This is a genomic window from Pseudomonas sp. B3(2017) (genome assembly GCF_002113595.1).
In the GTDB taxonomy this organism is placed as follows: domain Bacteria; phylum Pseudomonadota; class Gammaproteobacteria; order Pseudomonadales; family Pseudomonadaceae; genus Aquipseudomonas; species Aquipseudomonas ekonensis.
On the sequence record NZ_NEIU01000002.1, the window covers coordinates 295,634 to 307,235 of the forward strand.

Here is an 11,602-nt window from a genome sequence, read left to right on the forward strand (position 1 = left end):
CCCAACGGATTCCCGCCAGGACGACGCGATGAACCGAGTGTTGTACCCAGGAACCTTCGACCCTATCACCAAGGGCCATGGCGACCTGGTCGAACGCGCCTCGCGCCTGTTCGACCATGTGGTCATCGCCGTGGCCGCCAGCCCGAAGAAAAACCCGCTGTTCCCGCTGGAGCAACGGGTCGAGCTGGCCCGCGAGGTCACCAAGCACCTGCCGAACGTGGAAGTGGTCGGTTTCTCGACGCTGCTGGCGCACTTCGCCAAAGAGCAGAACGCCAACGTATTCCTGCGCGGCCTGCGGGCGGTCTCGGACTTCGAGTACGAATTCCAGCTGGCCAACATGAACCGCCAACTGGCCCCGGACGTGGAAAGCCTGTTCCTCACCCCGTCCGAGCGCTATTCGTTCATTTCCTCGACCCTGGTGCGCGAGATCGCGGCCCTGGGCGGCGACATCAGCAAGTTCGTCCACCCGGCCGTGGCCGAGGCCCTGACCCTGCGCTTCAAGAAGTGACGACCGTTCAAACGGCGCCTGCGTGCACTGCAGGCGCCAATGCGGCACAATTGCGCGCACTGATAGATAGCGCCCGGGCCTGCCGCCCCGGCTGGAGTTAGCATGTCCCTGATCATCACCGACGATTGCATCAACTGCGACGTCTGCGAACCCGAGTGCCCGAACGAGGCCATTTCCCAAGGCGAAGAGATCTACGTGATCGACCCGAACCTGTGCACCCAGTGCGTGGGCCACTACGACGAGCCGCAGTGCCAGCAGGTCTGCCCGGTGGACTGCATCCCGCTGGACGAAGCCCATCCGGAAACCGAAGAGCAGCTGATGGCCAAGTACCGCCGGATCACCGGCAAGGCCTGATCCGGATTCCCTCGGGCCTCATCGCCAGCAGGCTGGCTCCCACAGGGCGCAGATCCCATGTGAGAGCCAGCCTGCTGGCGATAGCGTCACCGACCACCCGGAACAGTTCACTCGCGCTGTTCGAACCCCTCCCCCGTGCACCCCAGGCACCGCGCGAACGCCGCTTTCGCCGGCGCCACCACCAGTGCCTCTCCGGCATCGCCGATCCCGCCGCCCAAGGCCGTGAACGGCAACGACACGACAAACACCCCCGCCCCGATCACCGTCGCCACCGTCAGCAACGGCCGGGCGATCAGCAGGTCGCCGATCATGGCGTAGGCCGGCGGGTTCTGGAGGGCGTAGCGCGGATCGCCGCTACCGCCCTCCGTCGCCCGGGCGGGCAGGCTGGCACACAGCGACAGTGCGATGAGCAGGGCAGGAAGGGATTTCATGGCACGATCCTTCGGGCTGAACAGTGAGACACCTCACTATAGACCGTAGGAGCTTTTCAGCCGTTTTGCCTCAGGTCTGGCAGCGCGGGCACCAGACGCTTGCGCGCTGGCCGAGCTTGATTTCCCGCAGCCCGGTGCCGCACACCTTGCAGTGCTCGCCGCCGCGGCCGTAGACGAACAGCTCCTGCTGGAAATACCCCGGCTGGCCATCGCCGCCGATGAAGTCGCGCAGCGTGGTGCCGCCGCGCTCGATGGCGGCGGCGAGGATGCGTTTGATCTCGATGGCCAGCTTCAGGTAGCGCGCCCGGGAAATGCCCCCGGCTTCGCGGCGCGGATCGATGCCGGCGGCGAACAGCGCTTCGGTCGCGTAAATGTTGCCCACGCCCACCACCACCGCGTTGTCCATGATGAACGGCTTGACCGCCATCGACCGCCCCCGCGACAGCTGGAACAGCCGCTCGCCGTCGAACAGGTCGGTCAACGGCTCAGGCCCCAGGCGGATCAGCAGCTCGTGATGCAGCGGATCGGTGCTCCAGAGCATGGCGCCGAACCGGCGCGGATCGGTGTAGCGCAGGGCCAGGCCCGATTCGAGTTCGATGTCGACATGCTCATGCCGGCCCGCCGGCAACCCCGCCTCCACCAGCCGCAGGTTGCCCGACATGCCCAGATGGCTGATCAGCGTGCCGACCTCGGCGTTGATCAGCAGGTACTTGGCCCGCCGGTCGACCTGCACGATGCGCTGGCCGGACAGCCGCACATCGAGCTCTTCGGGGATCGGCCAGCGCAGACGGCGCTCGCGCACGATCACCCGGCTGACCCGCTGGCCCTCCAGGTGCGGGGCGATGCCCCGGCGGGTGGTCTCGACTTCCGGCAATTCAGGCATGTCGTTCTCGAATCAATGGGCGCCGAGTTCGCGGATCGTCTGCTTGAGGGTCTCGAAGTCATACTCGGACAGGCCGACGTAGTCGAGCACCAAAGGACCTACGCAGTTCCACTCATGGTCTTCGGCCTGGTTGCCCAGCACCCGGTAGGAGGCGCAGATGTGCTCGGCCATCTTGAGGATCGCCAGCAGGTTTTTCATCTGGTTGTTGCGCGAAGACTCGTCGCTGAAGATCGCCAGCGCGTTGTGGTGGTTGGCGATGGCGTTGCTGACGTGCTCCGGCAGGCGCCAGGACTTGGCGGTGTAGTAGCCGACCACCGAATGGTTGGTGTTGTACACGCGGTTTTCGGTGTCCACCACCCGGCATTCGGCGCTGGCGCTGGCGTAGGCCTCTTCGAGCGTCGACATGTAGTCGGGGAAGCGCTGCAGCATCAGCGGCACGCCGCAGTCATGGAACAGGCCCAGCGCATAGGCCTCGTCGCACGCTTCGGTGCCGACGCGCTTGGCCAGGGTCAGGCAGGTCATCGCCACGTCCTGGGCCGTGTCCCAGAAACGGTTGAGGGTGACGATGGTGTCGTCGTTCATCTCGCCCTTGATCGACTGCGCGTTGATCAGGTTGATGATCGAACGGCTGCCCAACAGGTTCACCGCGCGCTTGATCGAGGTGATCTTGTTGCTCAGGCCGTAGTACGGCGAATTGACGATCTTCAGCAGCGAGCCGGACATGCCGGGATCCTGGGAGATCAGCTTGGCGATGGTCTCCAGGTCCGGGTCGGGCATGTACTGCTCCATTTGCAGATCCACCATGATCTGCGGTTGCGCGGGCACGCTGATGCCCTGCAGGGACTGTTGAATCTGTTCGGTGGTCAGCTCTTGGGACATAAGTACACACTCTGGGACAGGCGGCGATTCTAACCCCTAAAAACCGACGAACGACACATCGCAGGGCAGATCGGCCAAATCTTTCATTGAAGACCACCCCGTCGATTGCGCCTGGCGGCGTACGCAAAATGTGTGGCCGGTTCGCCTGCGGCGGGTGATTCATCGCTCCTGCGGCCCGCGCCGCGCGCAACACGGTATACTCCCGCTCTTTTTTTCCGGAGCGACGTCATGTCCCTGCCTAGCTTGCGCCTCAAAGCCAACGCCGACCGTCGCCTGCGCGCCGGCCACCTGTGGGTCTACAGCAACGAAATCGACGTGGCCGCCACCCCGCTGCACGGCTTCAAGGCCGGCGACCAGGCCCTGCTCGAAGCCGCCGGCGGCAAGGCGCTGGGCATCGTGGCGATGAGCCCGAACAACCTGATCTGCGCCCGCCTGCTGTCCCGGGACGCCAAGCTGGCGCTGGACAAGTCGCTGCTGGTGCACCGCCTGAACGTGGCCCTGTCCCTGCGCGAGCGCCTATTCGACAAGCCGTTCTACCGCCTGGTCTACGGCGACTCCGACCTGCTGCCGGGCCTGGTGGTCGACCGTTTCGGCGACATCCTCGTGGTGCAGCTCGCCTCGGCCACCATGGAAGCCCACAAGGCCGACGTGATCGCCGCGCTGACCCAGGTGCTCAAGCCGAGCGGCATCCTGTTCAAGAACGACTCGGCCGCCCGCGATGCCGAGGGCCTGGAGCGCTACGTCGAAACCGTGTTCGGCGTGGTGCCGGAGTGGGTGCCGCTGGAAGAGAACGGCGTGAAGTTCGAAGCCCCGGTCATCGGCGGCCAGAAGACCGGCTGGTTCTACGACCACCGCATGAACCGCGCGCGCCTGGCGCCGTACGTCAAAGGCAAGCGCGTGCTGGACCTGTACAGCTACATCGGCGGCTGGGGCGTGCAGGCCGGCGCGTTCGGCGCCAGCGAAGTGTTCTGCGTCGACGCCTCGGGCTTCGCCCTCGACGGCGTGGAGCGCAACGCCGCGCTGAACGGCTTCGCCGACAAGATGACCTGCATCGAAGGCGACGTCTTCGAAGCCCTGAAGGAACTCAAGGCCAGCGAAGAGCGTTTCGACGTCATCGTCGCCGACCCGCCGGCGTTCATCAAACGCAAGAAAGACCTGAAGAACGGCGAAGGCGCCTACCGCCGCCTGAACGAGCAGGCCATGCGCCTGCTGACCAAGGACGGCATCCTCGTCAGCGCGTCGTGCTCGATGCACCTGCCGGAAGACGACCTGCAGAACATCCTGCTGACCAGCGCCCGCCACCTGGACCGCAACATCCAACTGCTGGAGCGCGGCGCCCAGGGCCCGGATCATCCGGTGCACCCGGCCATCCCGGAAACCCGCTACATCAAGAGCATCACCTGCCGCCTGCTGCCCAACAGCTGATACGCGGCCGGACAGCAAAACGGGGAGCCCATGGGCTCCCCGTTTTGCTTTTGGCCTGCGTCCCGCCCTGCCTCATCGAACTTCCCACATGTTCCTTCCTACATGTTCTTTCCTACAGACGTGCAGGATATTTCATTAAAAGAAACACCCAACAAGAAACAACTTACAAGTCCAAACTCGACCGGTAAGCGCTCCGACAAAATTACTGGAACATTCCTACTGAATATCCGCTTGCCAACAATCCATTACAAACTATGATTGAGCTGTCACCACGAGGTGACTTCAATTACCAATGAACAAGGAGTTCATCAAATGAAAGCAATCACTCTGGAAACCAACAAAATCGCAAACCTGGCTTTTCTGGTCGCCCCTAAAGCCCGCTAAGTAAATGAAGACGCCGGAGGGTGCCGGCACTCCGGCGTCTTCAAAGGCTCACAGCACAGAGTGAATCGCCTCATGCACATCAACCCTCATGTTTTCATATTGCCGAAGCCGCCCGCACAAATTGTCTGGAACTATAAAGACCACACGCAACACGAACTCGATATCCGTTATTCGACTCGCCTCGCGCAACTTATAGAAAACCCGAACAACTTCGACGACAGCAACATCATAGACACACAACTTCTGGCAGCCGGAATATTAACTGCTTCAAAAACCGACACACCGGAATGGGGATGGGACGAACTTTCCAGGATCTACCACATCGGCACCCAAAACATCCCTTTCGAACACCCCCCACAGAACATTCAAGAATGGTCCAGGCAATACCTGGAACATTGCAACGACGTGCTGGCCACGCCAGCGCCCGGCGACACCCGGACACCGCCGGACACCCTGGCGCACATCGCCCTGCCCGAACCGTCCCGGTTGGCGGGCGCCGATCTGCACACCACGCTGCTTGACCGGAAGACCTGCCGCTCCTTCACCCAGGCCCCCGTGGCGCTCACCGACCTGAGCACCCTGCTGTACCTGACGCTCGGCCACCTGCGCGAACGCATCTGCGACGACAGCGCCGCCCCGGGCATGACGGCACGGCGCAGCAGCCCGTCCGGCGGCGGGCTCAACGCCTGCGAAGGCCTCTTGCTGGTTCAGAACGTCAGCGGCCTGGCGCCCGGCGTCTATGCCTACCATCCGGCGCAGCACACCTTGAGCCTGACGAACCCGCTGCCCGACTCGGCACTGGGCAACCTGCTGTGCGGCCAGCACTTCATCAACGATCTGCCGCTGGGCCTGTTCATCACCGCCCGGTTCGACCGGCTCTGGTGGAAATACCCCCACTCACGGGCTTACCGGATGGCATTCGTCGAGGCCGGCCATCTGTCCCAGACCTTTCAACTGGTGGCCACGGCATTGGGCCTCAACACCTGGCTGACCGGTGCGTTCGCCGACGGCCCGGTCGAAACCCTGCTCAACCTCGAAGGCAGCCCTGAACAGCCCTTGTTCTTCGTCGGCTGCGGCAACAGCGATGGCCAGGCCATGTGCCGGGAACTGAGGGACCTGCTGGACCCACGGGCGGTGAATCCATGACTCGACTGCTCGATGTCCCGGCCGAACCGCCGGTGTCCTGGGCGCTGCGCTTCACGCTGGGAGAATGGGACACCCGCGCGTCGGTGCGGGTCAGCCGCCATGACTACCCGTTGCCAGCGGACCTTGCGCGGCAACTGGAGTCCCGCCACTGGTTTCCCCCAGGCTTCCTGCCGTACCTGGCCCATCCGGCCATCGAAGCAGCCGGGCGCGAGGTCATCCACCGCCTGACCGCCAACCACCTGGTGCACTTTCTCGACTACACCACCCTGCTCGAACACCGCATCGTCAACCGAGCGGTGGAAACCATCGTCCATGGCGAGATCCCCGCCTACGTGCCCCCGCGCATGAAGACCGCCGCGCTCCAGCTCTACACGGACGAGGGGTATCACGCGCTGTTCTCCAACCGCTTGGCCGAACAGATCGCCGCGCACTATGGCTTCACCCAGCGTCCGGCCATGCCCCGGCGGATCACCCGGCTCAACGCCCTGATCGAACGCACACCGCAGCACAGCCGGCCGCTGGCGTGGTTCCTGCTCGGCTTCGTCTCGGAGACCCTCATCGCCCGCGAGCTGCTCGACGTCTGCCGTGACAGCCTGGTGTCCTGCGTCGACGACATGCTGCGCGACCATCTGGGCGACGAGGCCCGTCACAGCCGCTACTTCGCCGAGGTGTTCCATTACCTCTGGCTGACCATGAACACCCGCAAAAGGACGTTCACGGCAAGAACGCTGCTGGAGGTCATCGGGATCTTCTTCGAGGTCGACGAGGCCTGGCTGCTCCAGAGCCTGCGCAGCGCCGGGATCGAGGAAGAAACCGCCACGGACATCGTCGCCGAGGCGGCCACCGCCCAGGCCAACCGGCGCCGCGCCCGCGCAGGCGCCGTCGCCACCCTCGCGGCGCTGACAAAGGCCGGATTCTTCGCGTTGCCCCAAAACCGCAGACTCTTCGCCAAGGCAGGACTGATCGATGAATGAAGGAACTCCGGCGGCGACCGCCCGCCAACGTCGCGGGGCCGTGGGCCTGTTGCTGGCGATGGTGCTGCTCGGCGTGTTTCCGCTGGATGTCCTGCTGCCGTCGTTTCCGGCCCTGGCCGAGCATTTCCGGCGCACGCCCACGGACATCGCGCTGTCGATCAGCGTGTTCGCCGTGGGCATCGCCTTTTCCCAGTTGCTGATCGGCCCGCTGTCGGACGTGATCGGGCGCAAGTGCCTGCTGCTGGCCGGCATCGCGGTCTCGATCCTCGGCGCCGTCGGTTGCCTGCTGTCCCGCGACTACGCGCTGTTCCTGGCGTTCCGGGTGGTGCAGGCGGCGGGCTGCGGTTGCTTCGTGCTGTCCCAGGCCCTGGTGCAGGACCTGTTCGACGGGGAGGAACGTGACCGGTTGCGGATCCTGATGGTCACCGCAGGTGGTCTTTTCATCTCGGTGTCACCGTTGGCCGGCACCCTGCTGCAATCCGCCTTCGGCTGGCGCGCCAGCTTCTGGGCATTCGCGGCGCTGGCCTCGGTGGTGCTGCTCAAGGCGGGGCTGTTCCTGCCAGGGGGCCGTCCGACGGCCGCAGGTGCCCCGGCGCACTTCCTGCTGACCTACCGCCGGGTGCTGGGCGATTTCGACTTCGTCGGTTACTGGCTGATATCGGCCTTCGCCTTCGCTTGCCACTTCTCGTTCATCGTGATTTCGCCGCTGATCTTCATGGACCGCCTGCAACTGTCCGCCTATGAGTTCTCCCTTGTCCTGCTGGTCTACGGCGCCGCCTATGTGCTGGGGGGCATCGTCGCCACCGTGCTGAGCCGACGGATCACGCCCGCCCGGCAGATCACCGCAGGGCTGGGCCTGATCCTGCTGGCCGGCCTGGCCCTGCTGTGCCTGCCTTCGGGCTTTGCGCTGACCCCGGCGACGGTGCTGGTGCCGATGCTGATCTGCACCGCCGGCACCACCATCGTCCGGCCAGCGGCTACCTCCCGGGCCATGGACCTTTATCCCGAGCACGCGGGCACCTCGGCCTCGGCCGGCAGCACCCTGGTCTTCATCTGCGGCGGGGCGATCAGCGCCTTGATCAGCCTGAGCCCGGCCGACCTGCAACCCACCCTCGGCGGCTGCTTCCTGATCCTCGGCGGCGTGGCGCTGGGGCTGAACGCCCGCATCAACCGCCGGGCCGAAGGCCTTCGTCACGGCGCCGTCGTGCAGCCGGGCCGCGACTGAAACCGCCGGCCGTCATCCCGCAGGCGCCCTCGGCGGCCGAACAGCGTTTTGCGCCATTCCCTCCAGACGCCAGCGGTGTAGAATCGCGGGATTCATCGCCATTCATCCCCGGCGGGTTTATGAGCTCAGGCTGAGGCAAGCGGCGATCCCGCAAAGTCATCGGCAGCATCAGGACACACGGCCATTTTCGGGTGTTCCGGACGTCAACAGAAGCTCACTCCCCTTTAGTACCTGATTAGCCGCCCGGAGTGCTCCAATGCCTGATTACCGTTCAAAGACTTCCACCCACGGCCGCAACATGGCCGGCGCCCGCGCACTGTGGCGCGCCACCGGGATGAAGGATGACGACTTCAAGAAGCCGATCATCGCCGTCGCCAACTCCTTCACCCAGTTCGTGCCGGGCCACGTCCACCTCAAGGACCTGGGCCAACTGGTCGCCCGCGAAATCGAACGGGCCGGTGGCGTCGCCAAGGAATTCAACACCATCGCCGTGGACGACGGCATCGCCATGGGCCACGACGGCATGCTCTATTCGCTGCCGAGCCGCGAGATCATCGCCGACTCCGTCGAATACATGGTCAACGCCCACTGCGCCGACGCCATCGTCTGCATCTCCAACTGCGACAAGATCACCCCCGGCATGCTGATGGCCGCCCTGCGCCTGAACATCCCGGTGATCTTCGTCTCCGGCGGCCCGATGGAAGCCGGCAAGACCAAACTGGCCAGCCACGGCCTCGACCTCGTCGACGCCATGGTGATCGCCGCCGACTCCAGCGCCTCTGACGAGAAGGTCGCCGAGTACGAGCGCAGCGCCTGCCCGACCTGCGGCTCGTGCTCCGGCATGTTCACCGCCAACTCGATGAACTGCCTGACCGAGGCCCTGGGCCTGGCGTTGCCGGGCAACGGTTCGACCCTGGCCACCCACAGCGACCGCGAACAGCTGTTCCTCGAGGCCGGCCGCACCATCGTCGAGCTGTGCAAGCGCTACTACGGCGAGAACGACGAGTCGGTGCTGCCGCGCAACATCGCCAACTTCAAGGCGTTCGAGAACGCCATGATGCTCGACATCGCCATGGGCGGTTCGACCAACACCATCCTGCACCTGCTGGCCGCCGCCCAGGAAGCCGAGATCGCCTTCGACCTGCGCGACATCGATCGCCTGTCGCGCAAGGTGCCGCAGCTGTGCAAGGTCGCGCCGAACATCCAGAAGTACCACATGGAAGACGTGCACCGCGCCGGCGGCATCTTCAGCATCCTCGGTTCGCTGGCCCGCGGCGGCCTGCTGCACACCGACCTGCCGACCGTGCACAGCCGCAGCATGGAAGAAGCCATCGCCAAGTGGGACATCACCCAGACGAACGACGAGGCCGTGCACCATTTCTTCAAGGCAGGCCCTGCCGGCATTCCGACCCAGACCGCGTTCAGCCAGTCCACCCGCTGGCCGTCCCTGGACGACGACCGCGAGAACGGCTGCATCCGCAGCGTCGAGCACGCCTACTCCAAAGAAGGCGGCCTGGCCGTGCTGTACGGCAACATCGCGCTGGACGGCTGCGTGGTGAAGACCGCCGGCGTCGACGAGTCGATCCTGGTCTTCGAAGGCAACGCGAAGATCTTCGAAAGCCAGGACAGCGCCGTGCGCGGCATCCTCGCCGACGAAGTGAAGGAAGGCGACATCGTCATCATCCGCTACGAAGGCCCGAAAGGCGGCCCGGGCATGCAGGAAATGCTCTACCCGACCTCCTACCTGAAGTCCAAGGGCCTGGGCAAAGCCTGCGCCCTGCTCACCGACGGCCGCTTCTCCGGCGGCACCTCGGGCCTGTCCATCGGCCACGCTTCGCCGGAAGCGGCGGCGGGCGGCGCCATCGGCCTGGTGCAGGACGGCGACAAGGTGCTGATCGACATCCCGAACCGTTCGATCAACCTGTTGATCAGCGATGAAGAACTGGCCGCGCGCCGGGTCGAGCAGGACAAGAAAGGCTGGAAGCCGGCCGAACAGCGTCCGCGCAAGGTGACCACCGCCCTGAAGGCCTACGCCCTGCTCGCCACCAGCGCCGACAAGGGTGCGGTGCGCAACAAGGCGATGCTCGACGGGCTGTAATGCTTAACCGTCGCGCATAAAAATGCCCCGCCATGTGCGGGGCATTTTTTTGCCTGGGCTGACGCCATCGCCAGCAGGCTGGCTCCCACATTGGATGGCGGTGGCCGCAGATTCCGCATTCAGCCGGGATCCCTGTGGGAGCCAGCCTGCTGGCGATGGCGCCCGTCGAGGCGCCACAGGCTCAAGACCGTAGCGCCCCCAGGAACCGCCCAGGACCGCGGCTTACTGGATCTCTTCCGGCTTGACGATCACCCAGTTCTTGTCCGCCGTCACCGGCAAGCCTTCCTTGGCCTGGGCCGCGGCGTGCTTGGCCATCATGCCGTTGAGCTGGGTCATGTACTTGTCCTTGCGGTTGACCCACAGGTGGATGCCGCCCTTGGCCACGTCGACATCGTGGAACAGCATGTAGCCGTCGCTGGTCGGGGTGTCGCCGCCCACCAGCACCGGCTTCTTCCACTCGTCGATGTAGGTCAGGATCGCCGCGTGCTTGCCGGCCATCCAGGTGGCCGGGGTCCACAGGTACGGGGTCAGTTCCAGGCCGAGGTTGGCCTTCTCGTCATACTTGCCGGCGGTGATCTGCTTGCGGGCGGTGGTCAGCTCGCCGGTCTTGGGGTCCTTGAGCAGCAGCGACACGCCGATGACGTTCTGCGGCTTGACGTTGTAGCCGTACTTCGGATCCGCCGCGACCATGCGCACCAGTTCCTCCGAAGCGGCGGTCATCACATAGACCTCGATGCCGTTCTCCATCAGCTTGTTGTACAGCTCTTGCTGGCCGGTGAAGAGCTTCGGCGGGTTGACGTCCAGCTTCTTGACCACGTCGCCTTCGTAATAGGTGGCCGGCACCGGCTTGCCCGAGGCCATCATTTCGTCGACGTAGCCCTTGAGCTCCTTGAGGGTGAAGCCGGAGAACACTTGCGCCACCCACGGGTAGCAGACCATGTCGTCGACTTCGCAGAGGCGGTAGTAGTAGCTGAACAGGCTTTCCTTATGGTCGGCGGTGTCCTTGAACGGCATCAGCTTCAGGGAGGGGTCGAGCTTGTCCCGGGTGATCAGGCCCTTGTTTTCCATGAACGGCAGCAGCGATTCTTCAAGGTCGTAGCGGTAACTGGTGTTGTCCATGTCGAACACCGCGTAGTTACCCTTGTTGGCGTTGGCCGCGATCATCGCGTCCAGTGCCTTGGCCTGATCCGCGGGCCAGTGCTTCAAGTCGGTGGCGAGCGCCTGGCCAGCGAGGCCAAGGCAGAGTGCGGCAGCCAGAAATGTCGGTGCGAATTTCATCAGCGTTTCTCCCCGGT

11 protein-coding genes are annotated in these 11,602 nt (G+C 64.7%); 7 read left to right on the forward strand and 4 right to left on the reverse strand.

The features are described from left to right. Nucleotides 1-28: 28 nt before the first annotated feature. Nucleotides 29-508, forward strand: a complete 480-nt coding sequence (gene coaD / locus CAG33_RS03970) for a pantetheine-phosphate adenylyltransferase (RefSeq protein WP_085580902.1) — start codon at nucleotides 29-31, stop codon at nucleotides 506-508. Between the two features lie 102 nt (nucleotides 509-610). After that, nucleotides 611-862: a YfhL family 4Fe-4S dicluster ferredoxin gene (locus CAG33_RS03975; protein ID WP_009683359.1), complete on the forward strand. Its 252-nt coding sequence runs from the start codon at nucleotides 611-613 to the stop codon at nucleotides 860-862. Nucleotides 863-969: 107 nt separating this feature from the next. Here CAG33_RS03975 and CAG33_RS03980 read toward each other — a convergent pair whose 3' ends face one another. The 3 genes from CAG33_RS03980 to CAG33_RS03990 all read right to left on the reverse strand — a co-directional run bounded on the left by CAG33_RS03980 (nucleotide 970) and on the right by CAG33_RS03990 (nucleotide 3,001). Next, a complete protein-coding gene (locus CAG33_RS03980; RefSeq protein WP_085637034.1) occupies nucleotides 970-1,293 on the reverse strand; it encodes a multidrug transporter in 324 nt (107 codons plus the stop codon). Between the two features lie 70 nt (nucleotides 1,294-1,363). After that, the gene (gene mutM / locus CAG33_RS03985; protein ID WP_085637038.1) at nucleotides 1,364-2,176 is read right to left on the reverse strand and encodes a bifunctional DNA-formamidopyrimidine glycosylase/DNA-(apurinic or apyrimidinic site) lyase; all 813 of its coding nucleotides are present in this window, start codon (nucleotides 2,174-2,176) and stop codon (nucleotides 1,364-1,366) included. A gap of 12 nt (nucleotides 2,177-2,188) precedes the next feature. Continuing rightward, nucleotides 2,189-3,001 (reverse strand): HDOD domain-containing protein, encoded by an 813-nt coding sequence (locus tag CAG33_RS03990; protein WP_170929954.1) that lies wholly within the window; start codon nucleotides 2,999-3,001, stop codon nucleotides 2,189-2,191. 282 nt (nucleotides 3,002-3,283) lie between these two features. Between CAG33_RS03990 and CAG33_RS03995 the strand changes: the two genes are divergently transcribed. From CAG33_RS03995 to ilvD, 5 genes are all read left to right on the forward strand, one after another. Further along, the gene (locus CAG33_RS03995) at nucleotides 3,284-4,480 is read left to right on the forward strand and encodes a class I SAM-dependent rRNA methyltransferase (protein WP_085580910.1); all 1,197 of its coding nucleotides are present in this window, start codon (nucleotides 3,284-3,286) and stop codon (nucleotides 4,478-4,480) included. Nucleotides 4,481-4,936: 456 nt separating this feature from the next. Beyond that, nucleotides 4,937-6,010 (forward strand): SagB family peptide dehydrogenase, encoded by a 1,074-nt coding sequence (locus tag CAG33_RS04000; protein WP_085637041.1) that lies wholly within the window; start codon nucleotides 4,937-4,939, stop codon nucleotides 6,008-6,010. Then, nucleotides 6,007-6,984 (forward strand): diiron oxygenase, encoded by a 978-nt coding sequence (locus CAG33_RS04005; protein ID WP_085637044.1) that lies wholly within the window; start codon nucleotides 6,007-6,009, stop codon nucleotides 6,982-6,984. The genes CAG33_RS04000 and CAG33_RS04005 overlap by 4 nt, the downstream gene beginning before the upstream one ends. Then, on the forward strand, nucleotides 6,977-8,209 hold the full coding sequence (locus CAG33_RS04010) for an MFS transporter (RefSeq protein ID WP_085637047.1): 1,233 nt from the start codon (nucleotides 6,977-6,979) through the stop codon (nucleotides 8,207-8,209). The genes CAG33_RS04005 and CAG33_RS04010 overlap by 8 nt, the downstream gene beginning before the upstream one ends. 256 nt (nucleotides 8,210-8,465) lie before the next feature. Next, the gene (gene ilvD, locus CAG33_RS04015) at nucleotides 8,466-10,307 is read left to right on the forward strand and encodes a dihydroxy-acid dehydratase (RefSeq protein ID WP_085580918.1); all 1,842 of its coding nucleotides are present in this window, start codon (nucleotides 8,466-8,468) and stop codon (nucleotides 10,305-10,307) included. Nucleotides 10,308-10,529: 222 nt separating this feature from the next. Here the strand turns inward: ilvD and CAG33_RS04020 are convergent, their stop codons facing one another. Continuing rightward, complete coding sequence (locus CAG33_RS04020) at nucleotides 10,530-11,585, reverse strand: phosphorylcholine phosphatase (protein ID WP_085637050.1); 1,056 nt, start codon at nucleotides 11,583-11,585, stop codon at nucleotides 10,530-10,532. Nucleotides 11,586-11,602 lie beyond the last annotated feature (17 nt).

Bases quoted from the DNA above. Each gene is read 5' to 3' on its own strand.
- CAG33_RS04020 (WP_085637050.1), bottom strand. From the start codon at position 11,585: ATGAAATTCGCACCGACATTTCTGGCTGCCGCACTCTGCCTTGGCCTC.
- CAG33_RS04005 (WP_085637044.1), top strand. From the start codon at position 6,007: ATGACTCGACTGCTCGATGTCCCGGCCGAACCGCCGGTGTCCTGGGCG.
- CAG33_RS04010 (WP_085637047.1), top strand. From the start codon at position 6,977: ATGAATGAAGGAACTCCGGCGGCGACCGCCCGCCAACGTCGCGGGGCC.
- CAG33_RS03995 (WP_085580910.1), top strand. From the start codon at position 3,284: ATGTCCCTGCCTAGCTTGCGCCTCAAAGCCAACGCCGACCGTCGCCTG.
- CAG33_RS03980 (WP_085637034.1), bottom strand. From the start codon at position 1,293: ATGAAATCCCTTCCTGCCCTGCTCATCGCACTGTCGCTGTGTGCCAGC.
- ilvD (WP_085580918.1), top strand. From the start codon at position 8,466: ATGCCTGATTACCGTTCAAAGACTTCCACCCACGGCCGCAACATGGCC.
- mutM (WP_085637038.1), bottom strand. From the start codon at position 2,176: ATGCCTGAATTGCCGGAAGTCGAGACCACCCGCCGGGGCATCGCCCCG.
- CAG33_RS04000 (WP_085637041.1), top strand. From the start codon at position 4,937: ATGCACATCAACCCTCATGTTTTCATATTGCCGAAGCCGCCCGCACAA.
- CAG33_RS03975 (WP_009683359.1), top strand. From the start codon at position 611: ATGTCCCTGATCATCACCGACGATTGCATCAACTGCGACGTCTGCGAA.
- coaD (WP_085580902.1), top strand. From the start codon at position 29: ATGAACCGAGTGTTGTACCCAGGAACCTTCGACCCTATCACCAAGGGC.